General features: G+C 45.0%; 14 protein-coding genes and 1 pseudogene. 11 read left to right on the top strand and 4 right to left on the bottom strand.

Annotation, left to right across the window (positions count from 1 at the left end):
* Window positions 1–241 precede the first annotated feature (241 nt).
* Together ACSUPM_RS13580 and rnr are read left to right on the top strand one after the other, a co-directional pair.
* Window positions 242–1,486, top strand: a complete 1,245-nt coding sequence (locus ACSUPM_RS13580; RefSeq protein ID WP_025652976.1) for a toxic anion resistance protein — start codon at window positions 242–244, stop codon at window positions 1,484–1,486.
* A 141-nt stretch (window positions 1,487–1,627) separates the two neighbouring features.
* Complete coding sequence (rnr, locus tag ACSUPM_RS13585; RefSeq protein ID WP_025652977.1) at window positions 1,628–3,895, top strand: ribonuclease R; 2,268 nt, start codon at window positions 1,628–1,630, stop codon at window positions 3,893–3,895.
* Window positions 3,896–3,983: 88 nt separating this feature from the next.
* On the opposite strand, the gene ACSUPM_RS13590 is transcribed toward rnr, so the two are convergent.
* The 3 genes from ACSUPM_RS13590 to hisA form a co-directional block, all read right to left on the bottom strand.
* Window positions 3,984–4,286: a hypothetical protein gene (locus ACSUPM_RS13590; protein ID WP_025652978.1), complete on the bottom strand. Its 303-nt coding sequence runs from the start codon at window positions 4,284–4,286 to the stop codon at window positions 3,984–3,986.
* A gap of 83 nt (window positions 4,287–4,369) precedes the next feature.
* Window positions 4,370–6,025, bottom strand: a complete 1,656-nt coding sequence (locus tag ACSUPM_RS13595) for a mechanosensitive ion channel family protein (RefSeq protein ID WP_025652979.1) — start codon at window positions 6,023–6,025, stop codon at window positions 4,370–4,372.
* 134 nt (window positions 6,026–6,159) lie between these two features.
* Complete coding sequence (gene hisA / locus ACSUPM_RS13600) at window positions 6,160–6,897, bottom strand: 1-(5-phosphoribosyl)-5-[(5-phosphoribosylamino)methylideneamino]imidazole-4-carboxamide isomerase (RefSeq protein ID WP_025652981.1); 738 nt, start codon at window positions 6,895–6,897, stop codon at window positions 6,160–6,162.
* A 953-nt stretch (window positions 6,898–7,850) separates the two neighbouring features.
* Between hisA and ACSUPM_RS13605 the strand changes: the two genes are divergently transcribed.
* From ACSUPM_RS13605 to nqrF, 6 genes are all read left to right on the top strand, one after another.
* Complete coding sequence (locus tag ACSUPM_RS13605; RefSeq protein WP_025652982.1) at window positions 7,851–9,203, top strand: Na(+)-translocating NADH-quinone reductase subunit A; 1,353 nt, start codon at window positions 7,851–7,853, stop codon at window positions 9,201–9,203.
* Window positions 9,204–9,208: 5 nt separating this feature from the next.
* Window positions 9,209–10,444 carry an NADH:ubiquinone reductase (Na(+)-transporting) subunit B gene (locus ACSUPM_RS13610; protein WP_025652983.1) on the top strand — a complete coding sequence of 412 codons (1,236 nt, stop codon included), beginning with the start codon at window positions 9,209–9,211 and terminating at the stop codon, window positions 10,442–10,444.
* A complete protein-coding gene (locus ACSUPM_RS13615) occupies window positions 10,425–11,339 on the top strand; it encodes a Na(+)-translocating NADH-quinone reductase subunit C (protein WP_025652984.1) in 915 nt (304 codons plus the stop codon). The genes ACSUPM_RS13610 and ACSUPM_RS13615 overlap by 20 nt, the downstream gene beginning before the upstream one ends.
* A gap of 1 nt (window position 11,340) precedes the next feature.
* A complete protein-coding gene (locus ACSUPM_RS13620; protein WP_025652985.1) occupies window positions 11,341–12,012 on the top strand; it encodes an NADH:ubiquinone reductase (Na(+)-transporting) subunit D in 672 nt (223 codons plus the stop codon).
* Entirely contained in the window at window positions 12,012–12,620 is a 609-nt protein-coding gene (gene nqrE, locus ACSUPM_RS13625) for an NADH:ubiquinone reductase (Na(+)-transporting) subunit E (RefSeq protein ID WP_025652986.1), read from the top strand. The genes ACSUPM_RS13620 and nqrE overlap by 1 nt, the downstream gene beginning before the upstream one ends.
* Before the next feature lie 123 nt (window positions 12,621–12,743).
* Window positions 12,744–13,979, top strand: a complete 1,236-nt coding sequence (nqrF, locus tag ACSUPM_RS13630) for an NADH:ubiquinone reductase (Na(+)-transporting) subunit F (RefSeq protein ID WP_025652987.1) — start codon at window positions 12,744–12,746, stop codon at window positions 13,977–13,979.
* A gap of 353 nt (window positions 13,980–14,332) precedes the next feature.
* Here nqrF and ACSUPM_RS13635 read toward each other — a convergent pair.
* A pseudogene (locus ACSUPM_RS13635) lies at window positions 14,333–15,888 on the bottom strand (IS3 family transposase).
* A 376-nt stretch (window positions 15,889–16,264) separates the two neighbouring features.
* On the opposite strand from ACSUPM_RS13635, the gene ACSUPM_RS13640 reads away from it, so the two are divergent.
* The 3 genes from ACSUPM_RS13640 to nqrM all read left to right on the top strand — a co-directional run bounded on the left by ACSUPM_RS13640 (window position 16,265) and on the right by nqrM (window position 18,909).
* Window positions 16,265–17,065: an SDR family NAD(P)-dependent oxidoreductase gene (locus tag ACSUPM_RS13640; RefSeq protein ID WP_350588218.1), complete on the top strand. Its 801-nt coding sequence runs from the start codon at window positions 16,265–16,267 to the stop codon at window positions 17,063–17,065.
* 145 nt (window positions 17,066–17,210) lie between these two features.
* Entirely contained in the window at window positions 17,211–18,356 is a 1,146-nt protein-coding gene (locus tag ACSUPM_RS13645; protein WP_025652989.1) for an FAD:protein FMN transferase, read from the top strand.
* A 307-nt stretch (window positions 18,357–18,663) separates the two neighbouring features.
* The gene (nqrM, locus tag ACSUPM_RS13650) at window positions 18,664–18,909 is read left to right on the top strand and encodes a (Na+)-NQR maturation NqrM (RefSeq protein ID WP_025652990.1); all 246 of its coding nucleotides are present in this window, start codon (window positions 18,664–18,666) and stop codon (window positions 18,907–18,909) included.
* The last annotated feature ends 390 nt before the right edge of the window (window positions 18,910–19,299 follow it).

Consider the following 19,299-nt stretch of genomic DNA (forward strand, 5'->3'; position numbering starts at 1 on the left):
TCATGCAAACAATAGCGGTGCAAATAGCGCATAGTTATATTAGACTGAGTTTGGTTTACAAAATCCGTCTTCTCAGTCTTTCGATTACAAGGTAGTCTAAAGGACAGTTTTATATTCAATCATCTCTATACAAGAAATCTATGCCAATAAAAACTATTAAACATATAAAAACATTGTGTACCACGACCATTAACGTCGTTGGCAAAAGACACAGCCCCTCTCAGATATTATAGGAAACTTCATGCAAGAATTGACCCCACCCGAAAACGCCTCTACGCCAAGTATTTCTTTGACGCCACCTGAACCGGTCAAAGAAATACAAAAAAGTGAAGCCGATCAGATGGTCAAGTTGGATGAAAGCCAAATTCCAGAACTTGATGCCAAGGTCGATGCGTTCGTCGATCACGTGCTTAATAACTCTGTCCGCAGCGCTGAATTTCAGCAAAATGTGCAATCTATTCATAATTTGGGTACCAAAGAAATTCGTGAATCCGCGCAAATATCTAACCGTATGTTAGAGTTGCCTGCGAAAAGCCTGAATGACAGCTTGTTTGACAACTCCCCTATCGCCAAGTCATTGACTGAGCTGCGCGGTATCGTCGAAGATTTAGACCCGAGTAAAAAAGAGCTGACCAGTTCGCGTAAGCTGTTTGGTCTCATACCTTTTGGCAATAAAGTACAAGATTACTTCCGCCAATACGAGTCAGCGCAGTCGCATATCAATGCTGTCGTCACCAGTCTTTATAATGGTAAAGACGAGCTGCTCAAAGACAATGCGATGATTGAGCAAGAAAAAGTCAATATGTGGGAGTTGATGCAATCTATCCGTCAATACGTCTATGTGGGCAAAAAAATCGACGAGCAACTTGAGCAAAAAGTATATGCTATAGAAGCGACCGACCCTGAAAAAGCTCGGGTTATCAAAGAGGAAATGCTGTTTTATGTGCGCCAAAAGAATACGGATTTTTTAACCCAGTTAGCCGTTAACGTCCAAGGCTATCTGGCGCTTGATACCATTCGTAGAAACAACCTAGAGCTGATTAAGGGTGTGGATCGCGCAACGACAACCACGGTATCGGCGCTGCGCACGGCTGTCGTGGTGGCACAAGCAATGACCAATCAAAAACTGGTCCTTGACCAAATCACTGCTTTAAACAAAACCACTAGCAGCTTGATTGAGTCAACGTCAGCGATGCTCAAACGTCAATCAGGTGAAATTCACGAGCAAGCGACCAATAGCACTATCGAGCTAGATAAACTGCAAAATGCCTTTAATAATGTCTATGACACGATGGATATGATTAGTAATTATAAAATTGAAGCGCTAGAGAATATGAAGCAGACGGTCAATACTTTGACCACTGAAGTGGATAAAGCCCAGAAGTATCTCGACAAGTCTAATCAAACAACAGTGCTAGAAGTATCTAAAGAATTAAACAGTAAAAAGATTACAAACCAATCGAATACGGTTGATATCGATATTTGAGATACCTCGAGTGCTGTCGCTGATTGACGGTGACAGCCACCCGCTATCGAATACATATAAGACAATTGACGCAAGATATTGCAACGTCGTTCGTGTTAAGATAGTCCTTATTAATAATTTTAAAAATAGATACGGTAATTTATGAGTTGGAACGATCCAAACGCCTCAAGTGAGGCAAAAAAATATGACAATCCCATCCCTAGTCGCGAGCTGATACTCAGCACGATTAATGAGCATGGCGAAGTCACCCATCAACAATTGGCAAAAGCCTTTAATATTGATGATCCTGACCAATTTGATGCTTTAGGTAATCGCCTCAAAGCGATGGCACGTGATGGACAAGTAAATCGTGATGGACGTCCTTATCGCTATCGTACGGTGACCCAGCACGATGTGGTTACTGGTACTGTGTCAGCCCACCCAAAAGGCTTTGGCTTTGTATTGCTAAGTGATATGCCCGACCTATTCTTGCATGAAAAACAAATGCGCTGGGTCTTTAATGGCGATACCGTCGAAGCAGTTGGTACCTCAACAGACAACCGCGGTCGTACCGAAGGGCGTATCGTCGATGTCGTTGAGCGTCGCCAGAATAATTTCATCGGTACATTGGCGCGTGACGAAGACGGCTACTGTGTCGAGCTTGGCAGTCCTAACAACCATCAGCCGATTACAGTCACTGAAGAGAATGTGCAGGCTTTCGAAGCTAAGCAAGGCGCTCCAGTGAAAGTAGATATTATCGACTGGCCAAATCAGCATGAGTTTGCTACGGGTAAAATCACTGAAGTGCTGTCTGATGATAACGATCGTGAATTAATCATCGAGACCACCCTGCTCAACTATGACATTCCGTCTGATTTTAGTGAAGCGGCGCTTAAACAAGCCAATGATTATCAAGAGCCGACTGAGAAAGACTTAAAAGGTCGTACGGACTTGCGTGATTTACCGCTCATCACCATTGATGGTGAAGATGCGCGTGACTTTGATGATGCCGTATTTGCTGAAAAACGCTCGGGTGGTAACTACCGTGTCTTGGTAGCAATTGCTGATGTGAGCCATTACGTCACGCCAAATTCGCCGCTTGACCAAGATGCTTACGAGCGCGGTACGTCGGTATATTTCCCGCATCGTGTGATTCCGATGCTGCCTGAAGTACTGTCTAACGGTCTGTGTTCATTGAACCCTGATCTTGATCGTCTGTGTATGGTTGCGGATATAAAGATATCTCGCGCAGGCAAGGTCACCGGCTATGACTTCTATCCTGGGGTGATTCATTCACAGGCACGCTTGACTTATAATCAAGTGAATAGCTATCTTGAGGATCCACAAGACCCGAGTATTCCTAAGTCATTAACCGGTAATAAAGGGGTCAAAAAATCGGTCGATACTCTACATCAATTGTATGAGCTGCTGCTGCAAAAGCGTGAAGAGCGTCATGCAATGGAGTTTGAAACGGTTGAGACTTATATTAAGTTTAACGAAAAAGGGGGTATTGCAGCCATCTTGCCGCGTACTCGTGGTGACGCGCATAAGCTTATTGAAGAGTGTATGCTGCTCGCCAATACCTGTGCCGCTAATTTTGCGTTAAAAAATGAGCTGCCAGTGTTGTATCGTAACCATGACAAACCTGATGGTGAAAAGTCGATGCGTGTCCATGAATACGCGAAAAACTTTGGCTTAAGCTTCCCAGAAGAAAACCCAACGCAAGCAGATTATCAGCGGATTATCGAAGCCACCAAAGACCGTCCCGATGCGATCAGTATCCACAGCATGCTACTGCGCTCAATGATGCAAGCGAATTATTCGCCTGACAATATTGGTCACTTTGGCTTAGCTTATGACGAGTATAGCCACTTTACCTCGCCGATTCGCCGTTATCCTGACCTCATGCTGCATCGCGCGATTAAAGCAAAAGTCACTAACACTAAGCAACCAGTGATGGACTTCTCTTTAGAGGGTGCTGGCACGCAGACGTCAGATACTGAGCGCCGCGCTGAGAAAGCATCACGCTACGTAGAATCTTGGCTCAAATGTCATTATATGAAAGATCACGTCGGTGAAGAGTTCGACGGTGTGGTAACGACGGTTACTAGCTTCGGTCTATTCGTCACCTTAACTGACTTATATATCGATGGCTTAGTACATATCTCCAATGTTGGTGATGATTTCTTTGTCTATGATGAGCAGCAACAGCAACTCATTGGTAAAGATAAAGGTACGCTATTTGGCTTGGGTGATTTGGTCAAAGTAAAAGTGGCCGGCGTCAATATGGATCTGCTACAAATAGACTTTGATCTTAAAGCGAAGCTGCAATCTAGCGAGATGAATCAAACGAAAAAAGATCAACCAAAGAAAAGCCCTGCTAGAAAAAACAGTAGCCGAAACAATAAAGGCACTAGCAAAAAAAGCTAACGTTGAGTAAAAACCAATCGTAATAAAAAAGGCTAAAGTTTATCTTTAGCCTTTTTTTATGCGCGTTAATTTGTTGCTGGATGGTCAACTACTGCGCGTCACTCATCTGCTCTACACGATCTTGATTGACCTGTTCGGCTTGCTCTATTTTAGCAGTGGCTTTATCGAGAATGGCTTTAGGCTGCTTACCAAGAGGCTGGCTTGCAATATCGGTGTTGGTGCTCACGGTATTGCCTTCAGAGCTGATAGCAGTATCCGGCGGTATTGACGTGGCGATGCTACTAGTCGTCGCCGCTATCCGACTCTCGTGGCGATTACTATTGAACATGTTGAAACCAATTAAGATAACAATACCAGCTAGGGCGAATATAATCAGATGCTTCATTTGCATAAAAATGTCTCATATATTTTAATAATCATTGTCTTATACGTTTTCATGCATTTTTTATGCCTAGTTGTGAGATTTTTAAATATTTACTCTTGCGGACTATTATTACTCAATAAATCGGTTTCATCTGAATTTTCGGCAATTTCTTGTTCGACCTTTTCCATTAACTTCTGATCAGGACGAGCATTTAGCACCTCTTCAGCGTTACGTCCCTGTAAGATGTATTTAGCACGGGCTTTGGCTTGTTTTTTGTCTTTGTCATCAGCACTGCTATCATCAGCTTTATTGATAGCTATAGATTCCGGTGTGGTCGGCGTAACCGTCATATCAGCATTAGCCCCATGAGCTTGGCCAGCGCGATTATTACCTTGTAGATGCTCCAAGGCTTTTTCTAACTCATTATTGAAGCGTAAACGATAGATAGGCTCAGGAAGACTAAAGCCTTCATCCTCTAGGGCGTGTTTGGTTTCACGTATGGCGATACTGCGTGCTTTGGCAAAATCCGTTTCTGATTGATCCACCCAAACCTGAAACTCAAGAATGATATTGGAATCGCCAACATTATTAATGACCGCAATCGCTTTGGGTTCATCTAAAACAAAATCTAACTGACATATCGCATCGATACCTACTTTGATGGCAGCAAGCGGATCATCATTGGCATCCACGCCCAGCTCAAAGGTAAAACGTCGTTCAGGGTTTTTGGTGTAATTTAGAATCGTACCTTTAAAGACTTCTGCATTTGGTATACGTAGCTGATTGCCATCCAACGTCATCAGAATCGTCGCACGTGATGTCAAACGCACCACAATACCCTCTTGCCCGTTAATGACAATCTGATCACGAGCGCGAAACGGCTGACGAATACTCAGCATCAACGAGGCAATATAGTTCTCAATAGTATCCTTGACCGCAAAACCAACCGCGATACCGATAACACCCGCACCGCCAAGTAGCGTCCTTAGGATCGTTTCTGCCCCTATCAAGCTCAATGCCAAGATCAAACCAAAAATAATAAAGATTACTTTGACAGTTTGTGCCAGCAGTTCAGCGACGAAAGGATTGGGCGTGAGCCGTTGCCACATATTTTTTCGATTGGACAACCAGCTACCAAACCATGTAACCAATCCAAAGATAACAATGCCGACCAAGAGTAAAGGCACCGCTTTGACTAGGTTTTTAACTTGCGCTTTGAGCCCTTGATAAACCGTCGTGACGTTATCTTGAACATCCAGCGTTCGATTGATATTGTCCTCAACGGTGACCACATCCGTCAAACGATTGGTCAAATTAATGGCTTGTTGCGCCTTTTTTTCGTTGGGAGTTTCTCCTGCTAAAGTCACAACGCCTTGAGTAACACTGACACTGACCGCTTGCAGCCCTTCTATTTCAGAAAAAATACCGTTGATACGTTGACGAATGTCATTGTCTTTTAACGGTGTGGGGGTGGTTTCGATTTGAGCATTGTTGGTGCTCTCACCACTAATCACCGGTGGGTCGGCAGCAGGGGGGAGGTTTTGCGGTTCAGCTTCTACAGAGGTCTCGCCTTCTGTAGAAGTTGCAGCATCTTCATTAGACACTTCTTCTGGCGTACTCTCTATACCCAAGGCCGTCGTGACACCAGCTATGTCTTCACCAACAGCATAAGCGGGCAAAGTAAAAACGAGGCTTAGTAGCAATAGCAGCTGGCCCCACACTGTTAAAAACTTGCGTGTCATCGGGCGGTCAAAATAGGCGGCCATAAGCATCCTTTGCTCAGTATTTTTTTGGGTAATATTGTGATTTCAAACTAGCGAGTGTCCTCAATCTGAACGTGAACAACTAAATGGGCTAAAAACAGTAATTAAGATAGCCCATTATTGACCGTTTAAATCCATTAGCTGTCTAAATAACGTTGCGCTTCCGCTAAGTCCAATGTGCCTTCATAGATAGCGCGGCCAGTAATAATGCCTTCAATACAATCACCATAAGGCTTAAGCAATTCGATATCTTGCATATTGGTCACGCCGCCCGAAGCAATCACTGGCAGGCCACCTTCACGTGCTAAATTAACCGTTTGCGGGGCGTTAACGCCTTGCATCATGCCATCGCGGGCAATATCAGTATAAACGATTGACGATACGCCCACATCAGCAAAGCGTTTGGCAAGCTCAGTGGCTTTGGTATCCGTCACATTCGCCCAGCCATGAGTCGCCACCATGCCGTCTTTGGCATCGATACCAACGATAATATGTCCGGCAAATTCGCGGCAGGCTTCAGCCACAAAATTAGGATCTTCAACGGCCTTAGTGCCAATAATAATATAGGTTAGTCCGGCAGTGATATACTGCTCGATGGTGTTCATATTACGCACACCGCCGCCCAACTGAATAGGCAACTGCGGAAAAGCTTTGGCGATGTCGTTGACGACTTGCTTGTGTACTGGCACCCCATCAAAGGCACCATTCAAATCGACCAAATGCAATCGGCGCGCACCCTCGTTTACCCAGCGCGCTGCTACGGCAACGGGATCGTCCGAGAACACCGTATCATCTTCCATACGGCCTTGTTTTAAGCGCACACATTTACCATCTTTTAGATCAATAGCCGGGATAATGACAGGGACAGCACACATATAGCATTCCTTATAAAACGTAATATTAAAAATAAACAGCAAAGTTAAACAATAAAAAGTTAAACAGTGATAAAAAGCCCCACTCAGTGAGCTAACAGAGAGTCGTCTAAAATTGAATCCTAACGGTATTTGAAAATCTCATTTGAAAACCTCTGTCCTTATATTATGAACAAATGAATAGTGTGAGCAAATGAAAAAATCTGCCAATCATAACCATAAGTTTGAGCACTCTGAGACACTGGCAACATTAGGTAAATTCAATTACTGACTGGCAATTTTAGGTCAATTTAGCGTATAATCCTAGGTAAATTTGTATTTGTTTCTAAGTGATAGCAACCATGCGCTACACATTTTTATTCACTCATAAATGAGTTGATGTTGCATGGCGGTCAGGATGAATCGAACAACAGCCATATATGTTTTTAGATCATTGGCTGATACGTTGTTGAACGGATGATATTAGAACTCAAAATAGGTCACCTGCGATAGGTCAACCTGCGCCATTACACTCTAAATGAATTTTTTGCTTGAATGGTTTGTTGCCTTCATCAGTTATTTATTTGATTCACTCTTGTCCCTGAGCCAATCACTCTGAGTTACAAATTTTAAGATTTTAATAAATCGCATGGCAAAACTGTCTTTTTTATAGCAATTGCTTTTAGCAACCAGCTTTGACAATAGACTTTGATTGGATGATTTTGCCATGCACCTTGGTAGCCAGTCGCCACTTTGGTAATTCGAATAAGACATTAACGTGTTGTTAAGGAGTCTAAGGTCAGCGTTAATACTCTTACTAGTAGTTATGATCCAGCGTTACATTTAAGTGCTTTGTCTCCGCCCTATTTTAGGATGTGGCTGATTAAGGGCTTTGATGAAAAACGTGACGTTCATGCTACCGATATACCAAACAGGACGTCTGGTATCGTTTTAGACTATGGACTAAGTTTTCGCTTATGATTACCATCAAAAAAGGTTTGGATTTGCCCATCACTGGTGAACCCTCCCGCGAGATATCTGAGCACAGACCTGCCCATGTGGCACTCATTGGCTATGATTATGTGGGCATGAAGCCCACGATGAATGTCAAAGAAGGCGACATCGTAGCTAAAGGTCAGCCCGTTTTTGAAGACAAAAAACGTGTCGGCGTTATCTACACTGCCCCTGCTGCTGGTAAGGTCATCGCCGTTAATCGCGGTGAGCGTCGTGTGTTCGAAAGTCTTGTGATTGCGGTCGACCCAAACGGTGAAGAAGTAGAATTTCAGCGCTACGACTCCCAGCAACTTGCTGACCTAGATTCTGAAGTCGTTGAAACCCAACTGCTTGCCTCTGGTGAATGGACCGCGTTCCGTACGCGTCCCTATAGCCGTTCTCCTGAAATCGGTGCCCGTCCGCATGCCATCTTTGTCACCGCGATGGATACCAATCCCTTAGCGTTTGACCCGATGCTGCTGATCAATGAGCAACTGCAAGCGTTCAACGACGGACTTGCGGTACTATCGACGCTCAGCCCTAAGACCTTTGTCTGCCATCATGGTGATGCCCAGCTGACGCCAGTTGCGAAGACTGCGTCTAATAATGTTACTGCGTATCATAGCTTTGCTGGCAAGCATCCAGCAGGTCTGGCTGGCACGCATATTCATTTCTTGCATCCAATCATGCGTGGCGTGAGCGTCTGGACGATCGGCTACCAAGACGTGATTGCGATTGGAAAGCTATTTACCACTGGGCGCTTATATACGCGTCGCCTGCTAAGCCTAGCAGGCCCTGCGGTCAAAAACCCACACCTAATCGCTACCGAACGCGGTGCAGATATTACTGCCTTGACTAAAGGTCAACTGATCGATGGCGAGAACCGTATTATTTCAGGTTCAGTGCTATCGGGTCGCCAGTCATTTTCGAATATTGCCTATGTTGGTCGCTTCCATGATCAAATCAGCGTGTTAACTGAAGGTCATGAACGCCCAGCGTTCCATTTCTTTACACCAGGTGCAAACCGTTTCTCAAAACTGCCTATCTACATCTCGCAGTTCTTCGGTCGCAAAAAATACAACTTTACCACCACCAGTAACGGCTCACCGCGCGCGATGGTACCTATCGGGGTTTATGAAGAGGTCATGCCACAAGACTATCTGCCAACGCAGCTATTACGCGCGTTGATTGTCGAAGACATCATCACGGCAGTAGACTTGGGCGCACTTGAATTGGACGAAGAAGATTTAGCATTATGCACCTTCGTATCTCCTGGCAAATATGAATTCGGTGATATTTTGCGTGATAACTTAACGCGCATTGAACTGGAGGGCTAACCACGATGAAATTTTTACACAATATGTTCGATCGTATGGAGCCGTCTTTCACCAAAGGTGGCAAACACGAAAAATACTATGCCATCTTTGAGATGTTTGATACGTTTTTGCGTCAACCAGACTCAACGACATACGCCTCATCACATGTGCGTGACGGGATTGATCTAAAACGCATTATGATTACCGTCTGGCTATGTACCTTCCCAGCGATGTTTTGGGGTATGTACAATATCGGTCATCAAGCATTGACAGCTATTACTCAACTTGGCTTGCAGCCTGAAGGCTGGCGTACCATCATCACCAGTATGGCAGGCTATAACCCAGACAGTATTTGGGCGAGTTTTGTCTACGGGGCGATGCAGTTCTTACCGATCTATATCGTTACCTTTGCCGTCGGTATTTTCTGTGAAATTATCTTTGCCGTGGTGCGCGGACACGAAGTCAACGAAGGTTTTTTTGTGACCTCTGTATTATTCGCACTATGTCTACCACCAGATATTCCATTATGGCAAGTAGCCTTAGGTATCATCTTTGGTGTGGTCGTGGCCAAAGAAGTCTTCGGCGGTACCGGTAAGAACTTCCTTAACCCTGCCCTATCGGGTCGTGCGTTCCTATACTTTGCGTATCCTGCTTATATGTCAGGCGACTCAGTATGGACAGCAGTTGACGGCTTTTCAGGAGCGACACCACTTGGCCTAGCGGCACTTGGCGTAGTACCTCAGGATTTCGTCGATGTCTACGGTAATGCCATTACGTGGGGTGATGCGTTCTTAGGCAACATGCAAGGCAGTATCGGTGAAGTATCGACCTTAGCAATCTTAATGGGTGCAGCAGTTCTGTTATGGACGCGTATTGCCTCATGGCGCATCATGGCAGGTTGTGTGGTTGGTCTGATTGCCACCTCCCTTGTCTTTAATATGATTGGCTCTAAAGACAACTTGATGATGAGCCTACCGTTTTACTGGCATTTAGTAATTGGTGGTTTTGCATTCGGTGCTGTCTTTATGGCGACCGATCCAGTCTCTGCTGCGCATACCAATAAAGGCCGCTGGGCTTATGGTATCTTGATTGGCTTTATGACCGTATTGATTCGCGTCGTCAACCCAGCCTTCCCAGAAGGCATCATGCTGGCCATTCTATTTGCCAACTTATTTGCTCCATTGTTTGATTACTTTGTGACCCAAGCAAACATCAAACGCCAAACAGCACGGAGGGTTCGCTATGTCCAAGCCCAAAAGTAATAATGCGAAAACCATCAGTGTGGCATTGACGCTATGCTTGGTGTGTTCCGTATTGGTCTCAGCAGCTGCTGTTGGTCTAAAGCCAGCACAAGTCGAAAACGCACGCTTAGACCGCAACAAAAACATCTTAGTCGCCGCCGGTATGTACGATGCTGAATCTGATACCGCTGACGACGTTACTGAGCGCTTCAAAGATTTTGAAGTAAAAATCATTGACTTGAATAAAGGCAATTATGTAGAGGATGACGCGCTAAAAGCCGCGGGCATCCCTGATCGTAATGATTATGACGCTAGCCAAGCGACCAAGAACAAAGCACTGAGCGATGACTTAGGGGATAACGATCCAGCCAGTATTGGTCGCAAGCCTAAATACGCCAAAGTCTACGTCAAAGAAGATGACGCAGGTAAGCCTGAGATGGTGGTACTACCGATTCAAGGCTATGGCCTATGGGGTACGATTTATGGTTTCTTAACGCTTGAGAGCGACATGAATACCATTAAAGGTATCAGTTTCTATGAGCATAAAGAAACCCCAGGCCTTGGCGCTCGCATCGAAGAGCCAAAATGGCGCGCGATGTGGAGCGGTATCCACTCGTATGACGAAAACGGTGACGTGGCAACGGGTGTGACCAAAGCGGGTAATCCAAAAGACAACTGGGTTGACGGTATCAGCGGTGCAACGCTAACCAGTCGCGGTGTGAGCAACATGATTCAGTTTTGGCTCGGTGAGCAAGGTTATAAGCCTTACCTAGATTTGCTACGCGAACAGAACGGTCAAACGCTTGACAGTGTTGATGCCCAAGCGAGCCAGTCGACACCACCGGACAATAAGAGCGCTCAACCGACAACCGAACTGGCAGCGACCCTACCAGTAGCAAACGGCAAGGAGGCATAACATGGCTGACACTAAAAGTATTTTAACCTCGCCTATCTTTGATAATAACCCCATTGCCCTACAGATATTAGGTATCTGTTCGGCACTGGCGGTGACGACCAGCATGTCCAATGCGTTGGTGATGTGTGTGGCGTTGACTCTGGTAACGGCGTTTTCGAGCTTCTTTATCTCTATTATTCGTAAGCAAATTCCGTCAAGTATTCGTATTATTGTACAGATGACCATCATTGCCTCACTGGTTATTTTGGTCGATCAAGTGCTAAAAGCCGTCGCTTATGATGTTAGTAAAGGTCTATCGGTCTTCGTTGGCTTGATTATCACCAACTGTATCGTTATGGGCCGTGCCGAAGCCTTTGCCATGAGCAATCCACCCGTACCCAGCTTTTTGGACGGTATCGGTAACGGTCTTGGCTACTCGGCGGTGCTGTTATTTGTCGCGACTATCCGCGAGCTATTAGGTGCAGGTACGTGGTTTGGTATTACCATCCTACAGCCTGTTACTGATGGCGGTTGGTATATTCCAAACGGTCTATTACTGTTGCCACCGTCAGCATTCTTTATCATTGGATTATTCATTGCCATCGTTCGTATTTGGAAACCAGAACAGGTTGAAGATGCTGAATTTGTAATGAAGCCGCAGTCTAAAGGCATGGCACATGGAGGCGGTCACTAATGGGACATTATGTTAGTTTATTTATAACCTCAGTCTTTATTGAGAATATGGCGCTGGCCTACTTCTTAGGTATGTGTACTTTTTTGGCAGTATCGAAGAAAGTGTCCACTGCGATTGGTCTTGGGGTTGCCGTAGTCGTCGTGATGGCGATTACCGTGCCGCTAAACAACTTACTATTTCAGTTCATTCTAAAAAATGGTGCGCTGGCATGGGCAGGCTTCCCAGATATCGACTTAAGCTTTTTGGGCTTGCTCAGTTATATTGGTCTGATAGCTGCGACCGTACAGATTCTAGAGATGTTCTTGGATAAGTTTGTCCCAAGTCTCTATAACGCGCTAGGGGTATTCTTACCGCTCATTACTGTCAACTGTGCCATCTTAGGTGGCGTGCTGTTCATGGTTGAGCGTGACTACAACTTTGGCGAATCGATGGTATACGGCGTCGGCGCAGGCTTCGGTTGGGCATTGGCGATCACTGCATTGGCTGGTATCCGTGAAAAGTTAAAATACTCAGACATTCCAGCGCCGCTGCGTGGTCTCGGTATTACCTTTATCACGGTTGGTCTGATGTCACTTGGCTTTATGTCTTTCGGCGGTATGTCAATCTAGACCGCTAAGCTTAAAAGCCTATTTAGCGATTTGACCTATTTAATTCATTTATTCGGTAGGGGTTCAGGAAACACGCAATGACGTCTTTTCGCACCCCTACTCCATAGATTAAGGATACCTACCATGGATTACGCTACGGCGATTGGTGGCGTTGCTATGTTTACCTTGATCATCATGGGACTCGTTGCCATTATTTTGGCAGCGCGCTCAAGACTGGTCAGTTCAGGCGATGTTACTATCCATATCAATGACAATCCCGATAATGACGTCGTGACACCGGCAGGCGGAAAACTACTACAGACACTGGCGAGCGAAGGTATTTTCTTATCTTCAGCCTGTGGTGGTGGTGGTACGTGTGCGCAGTGTCGTTGCCGCGTTATTGAAGGGGGCGGTTCTATTTTGCCTACCGAAGAAGGCTATTTTACCCAAGGTGAAATCCGTAATCACATGCGCTTGGCTTGTCAGGTAGCTGTTAAGCAAGACATGAAAATCGAGATTGATCCTGAATTCTTTGATGTACAAAAGTGGGAATGTGAAGTTATCTCTAACGATAACGTTGCCACCTTTATTAAAGAGCTAGTGCTTAAAATTCCAGAAGGCGAAGAAGTTAACTTCCGCGCTGGTGGTTATGTACAGTTGGAAGCGCCACCGCATGAAGTACATTACAAAGACTTCGATGTGGCCGAAGAGTATAGAGAAGACTGGGAAAAATTCGGTATCTTCAACTATGTCTCAAAAGTTGATGAGCCGGTTATTCGTGCTTATTCAATGGCCAACTACCCAGAAGAAAAAGGCCTTATCAAGTTTAACATTCGTATCGCTAGTCCACCGCCACGTGGCCCTGACGGTATCCCACCAGGTAAGATGTCTTCTTGGACATTTAGCTTAAAGCCTGGTGATAAAGTGACGGTTTCAGGTCCTTATGGTGAATTCTTTGCCAAAGACACCGAAGCTGAGATGATCTTTGTGGGTGGTGGTGCAGGTATGGCACCGATGCGCTCACACATCTTTGATCAGCTTAAACGCTTAAACACTAAGCGTAAGATTAGCTTTTGGTACGGTGCACGCTCTATTCGTGAGATGTTCTATGTTGAAGATTATGATCAACTAGAAGAAGAGTTCGATAACTTTGAGTGGCATGTGGCTTTGTCTGATCCACTTCCTGAAGACAATTGGGATGGTTATACTGGCTTTATCCATAACGTCTTGCTAGAAGAGTATCTCAAAGACCATCCAAACCCAGAAGACTGTGAATACTACATGTGTGGGCCACCGATGATGAACGCGGCGGTAATCGACATGTTGCATAGCCTTGGTGTTGAAGACGAAAATATCATGCTTGATGACTTTGGTGGTTAAGCCGACTGGTTAGAGAAACACGATTAAATTAATACTATAAAAGAGAGTCTCAATTGAGGCTCTTTTTTTATTTCTGAAATCTTACAATTTTAGTTGTTTTCTGTTACTGTTAAATAATTGTTGGTTATCATTTATACATGGTGCTCAGCTAAATTTCAGGCAAATATATTCAATTAAAGGTTCTATTATGAAAACTAGTGTGTTTACAAGCATTTTAGCTTCTACTTTAATACTATCAGCTTGCTCAAGTGCTCCTAAACCAGCTTGGCAAAAAGTAGGTATATCTCAGCATGATACACATAACGCCATACAGAAACGGAGTTTTTCAAGGTAGTTGTCACCATCAAGCCCAATTAAGCAGCTTGTAATCTCATCTTTTCTGGCTCTTTTACAGGATTCAATGTCGTCGGACCCACAGGCTCGCAGTTTCTCACCTCTTGAGACCCCCAACGTATCGGATTTTGAGCTTTAGCTTGCTGCATCGTCTCATAACGTTTGGCTAGTACTCCCTTATCCTCACCCGTATGGCGTTGACTCGGCGTCACAAAGTTAAGCTGGCTGTGCTTATGCTCGTCATTGTACCAGCGTGTGAAGCTTAGCACCCAGTCACGAGCCGCCTCTAAACTCTTAAAACCTTCGGTGGGCCAATTAGGACGATACTTGCAGGTCTTGAACAGCGACTCTGCAAAGGGGTTATCATTACTGACCCTTGGTCTACTGTATGACGTCACAACGCCAAGCTCATAGGCCTTCATGCGCATGGTTTGTGCTTTCATTGGTGCCCCATTGTCCGAATGTAGCACCACACCGCTATGTAGCGCATTCTCACTGATTAAAGTACGCTCAAGCAACTTAGCTGCCAACGTTCCTGACTCGTGGTCATACACCTCCTGACCGACAATCTTACGGCTATAGACATCCTCTATCATATACAGATAGTAGAACTGACCCCGTACAGGACTTGGCAGATAAGTGATGTCCCAGCAGAAGACTTGACCTGGACCTGTTGCAGTAAAGGTTTGTGGTGGCTTTGATGCGCCAGGGGCTAGAGCTCGACCACGATGAGCCAGTTGCTCGTGCTGCTTAAGCACACGGTAAAAGGTGGACTCACAGCCATAGTACACCCCCTCATCTAGCAGGGTCGGTACGATTTAGGTGGGCGGCAGACTGGCAAAGCGCGGCTGATTGCAGACGGCTATAATGGCGGCTTGCTCAGTCGATGTCAGTTTGTTCTTCGGGGCTTGGCGCACGGCGTCAGAACGTAGGTCAGCACTCACTTGACCCGCTTTATACCAGCGCCTGTAGGTGCGTATGCTGATGCCCACCTCAATACAGGCCAGAGTGAGTCTTGCCCCTGTTCCATTGGCTTCTTGGATCCAGTTGATGTACTGCTTGCGCTTTGAAAGTGAGGTCAGTCGTCCTCGTGCTCTTGCCAAAACGCATCCAACTTTTTTCGCAGTACCAGCAAAGCGGCGGTTTCAGCTAAGGCTTTGTCTTTTCTAGCAAGCTCTCGGGTGAGTTGCTTAATCTGCTTGCGATCTGTCTGCTGCTGACGCTTGTCTTTAAGGCTTTGCTGTTTACTGCTACTAAATCCTTGTAAGGCAGAGGCTCGCCAAGCTTTGATTTGTTCGACATAGAGGCCTTTGTTGCGGCAGTATTCACTAAGCTCGCTTTCGCTTAGGGCGGCAGTCTCGATGACGGTGGCAAGTTTGGTGTCACTGGTCCAGTTATCGGGGGTATGGTGGTTGGTGGGCATGGGCTGACCTTGTTCTCTGGCGTGATTGCGCCAATTATACAGGGTCTGTAAGCCGATGCCTTCACTTCTTGAAACTTCGGCTACGCTCATGTTGCTTGGGGGTTGTAGTTTGCTGAGTATGGCTTGTTTACGTTCGTCACTATAACGTGGCATGATTGGTCCTTGTGCCCCCATTTGGATTATTCTTTAGGGGTGACAACTATCCTGCCATAGGGGGGAAATGCCGTTATCAAATTGGGATTGCAAATGTAAAGAGTGAAAGAGAAAAGAGTTTACTTAGTTCTTGCATGGAATCAGAAGGTTATCGTTATACAAATGCTAGAGTAAATTAAAGAGAATACCTCTAGAGTTTATGTAGTGATGAAAAGTATTAGAAATTAAGGGCATCCTATTAGATGCCTTTTTTATTTTTTTAAATTTAATATATGATGGTATCCAGTTTGTGGTTTTAAAATAGAAATATTCTTAAGCTAAAAAAATCATTGGCTAAAGTCTATGAAAAACTTCAATTATTTAAGAAAGGATTCTTATGAAAACCAAAGTAAAAGAATTAACCATTTGGCTTACTGGTGCTTCTAGCGGTATCGGTGAAGCCTTAGCCATTGCTTTTGCCAAACGCGGTGCTCGGATTATCTTGAGTGGTCGTGATGAGGCAAAATTGGCAGCGGTCAAAAAAAGCTGCAAACACAGCAAAAAACATATCATTATGCCTTTTGATATTAGTGATGCCGAGCAAGCGAAAGAAGCCTATGACGCTGCTATCGCACAAGCAGGGAACATTGACTGGCTGATTAATAATGCTGGCGTCAGTCAACGCGCGCTTATTATGGAAACCAGTGAAGAGGTCGAACGGCAAATTATGGAGATAGACTATTTTGCGCAAACGCGTCTCACAAGATTGGTTTTGCCCAATATGATCGCACAAGGCGGCGGCAAAGTCGTGATGATATCGAGTGTGGCCGGCTTACTCGGTACGCAATATCGTGGCGCTTATGGGGCAGCCAAGGCAGCCTTGCATATGTGGGCGAACAGTTTACGTGCAGAATTGCATGATCAAGGCATAGAGGTTGCGACCGTATTTCCAGGCTTTATCCAAACCAACGTTTCTATTAACGCGCTGACAGGAGATGGTAGCGCCCAAGGTACCATGGATGAGGCGACCAATAAAGGACTGACTGCAACTGCTTTTGCCAAGCAAGTCGTTAAGGCGCTTAGTAACGATAAAGAATACATCATCGTTGGTGGCAAACAAGAAAAACTGGCCACGAGAGTCAATCGCCTATCACCGCCAAAGCTCTATAAGTTAATACGTGAGTCGCAAGTGAAATAATAAGCATAAATATACTAGGGACTCATTAACACGCTCGCTGACTTTTGCAATTTTAGAGTTATTGGCGTTATGGGTGGCAAGGGGTGTAAAATAGGCAACGCTTAACTAAAGCCACATTCACCCCTGATGCTATAGCAAAGAGCTTATGAAAAATTTAATGTATTCCTTGTCTACTAATAAAAACAACACTATCGCCCTATATGGCGTCATTGGTCTCATCGGTACAGTGAGCCTCACTGCTTGCCAGCAAACGCCAGATTATAATTATCTGAGCGGTGAGACGATGGGCACCAGCTACCATATTAGCTATCAACTACCGGATGATGTAGACGAAACTGCCATCCAAGCCGCGATTGATAAGCGTTTGCAAGATATCAATGACAGCATGTCCACTTATCAAGCGGACTCTACTATTTCTAAATTTAATCAATTAGGCAAAGATACGCCGATTGCTATCGACTCCGATTTCAGCCATGTATTAGAGGCGTCTAGGCAAGTCTATCAACAATCAGGCGGTGCCTTTGACCCGACAGTGATGCCACTGATTGAGACATGGGGATTTGGTAGCACCATGACGGTTGAGCGCCTACAAAGCCCGCCAACTGCGCTAGACATCGCGCAAGCAAAAGCCTTGGTAGACTTTGAGAGCGTGGTGCAAAACGACAACGGTCTTATTAAAACCAAAGACGGCATCGAGCTTGATTTTTCAGCAGTGGCAAAAGGCTACGGAGTTGACGTTATCGCTGACGTCCTCAAAAACAACTATAAAATCCGTAATTATATGGTCGAGATTGGTGGTGAAATTGCGACCTCTGGTGTCAATAACCAACAGCAACCGTGGCAAATTGCGATTGATGCGCCTATCGACGGTAGCACCGTTAGCGAACGCCAAACAATTACCGCCATCCGTCAACCGATGAACACGACGAATCAGATGCATCTAGCAACGTCAGGGAACTATCGCAACTCGGTCGTCTTTAATGGTAAGCACTATAGTCACACGATCGATCCCACCACTGGCAAGCCTATTGTTGGTGGTGCTCCTTCGGTCACCGTGGCTGCAGATTCGGTTGCGTTGGCAGATGCCTGGGCAACGGCACTGACGGCGATGCCTTATGAAAAGGCCTTAAAAGTCGCTAAGGAACAAAACCTAGCCGCGCTGTTTGTGATATTAGCTGACGGTATCAAGCCTAGTGATTCTTTAGCCAAAGAACGTTTAGACAGTATCGACGATTGGCAACTAGTACAGACACCGGCGATGATGAACCTGCGTGCTGATAAACAACCGTAAATTTCTAGGGCGTGTCCTCATTTTAGAAATGAGGATAAAAGCAAGGTAAATTGCTGTCAAACAAGGAAAATAGCGCAGATCATATCGATGATATTATCTAGCTATTTGATGATGTTTGGCCGATATTTGGCGATGTTTAACCACTTTTAGCCTATTTAGATCGCTATCGGTTGAATTGAGGGCATGCCCTAGTGTAATGCTGTAAAGAACACCCTATTAGTATCAACGAGCAATGCAAAAATTTGCTATACTATTAGTAAGTTATCTTTACTGATGACTGCCCTATTTTTAAAACGAGGCCTCCTCTATGCTTAGCCAACTACTTCCCATGCTTGCTATTACCTTTACTGTATTTATCCTATTCTTTGTGTTTATGGGTATCGGTTATATGGTCAAAAAAAAGCCGCTTAGAGGATCTTGCGGCGGCGTTGCAAAACTGATGGGCGATGAAAACTGCTCGTTTTGTGGTAACGATCCTAACAAATGCGATTCAATCATCGCAGAGCAGCAAGAAAACGCGCTTAGAGCTGCTCAATTAGGCAAATCTGTATAAAGGTCACATTGGTTACCATACGCTGGTAGCATTTACCTTACATCTGTTCTTATAATAGCGTCTAGTCACTTTGAAAGTGGCTGGCGCTATTTTTTATTGTGCCATCAGCTGTTTATATGCTTGGTTTTAGATCAGTTGTCCATAAAAGGGTGAGTGAAAAAAGTGCCAATAATAGCTTCAGCGCGCCTGATGCCGTAGCCACGTTATGTGTGATTGACGACAATCAATCTCTCAAAGCCATACTCGTATAGGCTATTACTCATATATAAAGCCACTACCCATACATTATGTTTACCCTAGCTTATAGGGTAACAAGCTCGTACTCCTTGCGCTGTGCAAGTAATGTCTAGTTCTGATTTGCGATTCTGATTGATAATGTTAGTCACCGTT

Source organism: Psychrobacter okhotskensis (genome assembly GCF_965638355.1).
GTDB classification, from domain to species: Bacteria; Pseudomonadota; Gammaproteobacteria; order Pseudomonadales; family Moraxellaceae; genus Psychrobacter; species Psychrobacter okhotskensis.

What these genes read in the sequence shown, in the direction of transcription:
- ACSUPM_RS13615 (WP_025652984.1), top strand. Translation starts at nt 10,425, where the DNA reads ATGTCCAAGCCCAAAAGTAATAATGCGAAAACCATCAGTGTGGCATTG.
- nqrF (WP_025652987.1), top strand. Translation starts at nt 12,744, where the DNA reads ATGGATTACGCTACGGCGATTGGTGGCGTTGCTATGTTTACCTTGATC.
- nqrM (WP_025652990.1), top strand. Translation starts at nt 18,664, where the DNA reads ATGCTTAGCCAACTACTTCCCATGCTTGCTATTACCTTTACTGTATTT.
- ACSUPM_RS13605 (WP_025652982.1), top strand. Translation starts at nt 7,851, where the DNA reads ATGATTACCATCAAAAAAGGTTTGGATTTGCCCATCACTGGTGAACCC.
- nqrE (WP_025652986.1), top strand. Translation starts at nt 12,012, where the DNA reads ATGGGACATTATGTTAGTTTATTTATAACCTCAGTCTTTATTGAGAAT.
- ACSUPM_RS13640 (WP_350588218.1), top strand. Translation starts at nt 16,265, where the DNA reads ATGAAAACCAAAGTAAAAGAATTAACCATTTGGCTTACTGGTGCTTCT.
- ACSUPM_RS13590 (WP_025652978.1), bottom strand. Translation starts at nt 4,286, where the DNA reads ATGCAAATGAAGCATCTGATTATATTCGCCCTAGCTGGTATTGTTATC.
- ACSUPM_RS13595 (WP_025652979.1), bottom strand. Translation starts at nt 6,025, where the DNA reads ATGGCCGCCTATTTTGACCGCCCGATGACACGCAAGTTTTTAACAGTG.
- hisA (WP_025652981.1), bottom strand. Translation starts at nt 6,897, where the DNA reads ATGTGTGCTGTCCCTGTCATTATCCCGGCTATTGATCTAAAAGATGGT.
- ACSUPM_RS13580 (WP_025652976.1), top strand. Translation starts at nt 242, where the DNA reads ATGCAAGAATTGACCCCACCCGAAAACGCCTCTACGCCAAGTATTTCT.
- rnr (WP_025652977.1), top strand. Translation starts at nt 1,628, where the DNA reads ATGAGTTGGAACGATCCAAACGCCTCAAGTGAGGCAAAAAAATATGAC.
- ACSUPM_RS13645 (WP_025652989.1), top strand. Translation starts at nt 17,211, where the DNA reads ATGAAAAATTTAATGTATTCCTTGTCTACTAATAAAAACAACACTATC.
- ACSUPM_RS13610 (WP_025652983.1), top strand. Translation starts at nt 9,209, where the DNA reads ATGAAATTTTTACACAATATGTTCGATCGTATGGAGCCGTCTTTCACC.
- ACSUPM_RS13620 (WP_025652985.1), top strand. Translation starts at nt 11,341, where the DNA reads ATGGCTGACACTAAAAGTATTTTAACCTCGCCTATCTTTGATAATAAC.